1 pseudogene is annotated in these 243 nt (G+C 61.3%); it reads left to right on the forward strand.

The annotated features are described in order from the left end of the window. Nucleotides 1-243, forward strand: a pseudogene (locus tag H6A60_RS13545) (hypothetical protein); the annotation flags it as partial.

The following is a 243-nucleotide window of genomic DNA, read 5'->3' on the forward strand; positions in this document are numbered from 1 at the left end:
ATCATTCACCGGCTTGGCGAGGAATTTTCCAGCGCTCTTGACAAGGTGTTCGGGAACACCGGCACTTTCTCGAAACTGCTGCAAGGTGGCCAGCTTGGTATGGCGACCGGCTCGCTGCTGTTCGGTGACAACAAGGGCGCACAGATCGGCGGCATGATCGGCGGATCGCTCGGCGGCATGATCGGCGGATCGCTCGGCTCGCTGCTTGGCCCTATCGGCAACGTGGTCGGCTCAATCATCGGC

Source organism: Sutterella massiliensis (genome assembly GCF_016899755.1).
Lineage (GTDB): Bacteria > Pseudomonadota > Gammaproteobacteria > Burkholderiales > Burkholderiaceae_F > Sutterella > Sutterella massiliensis.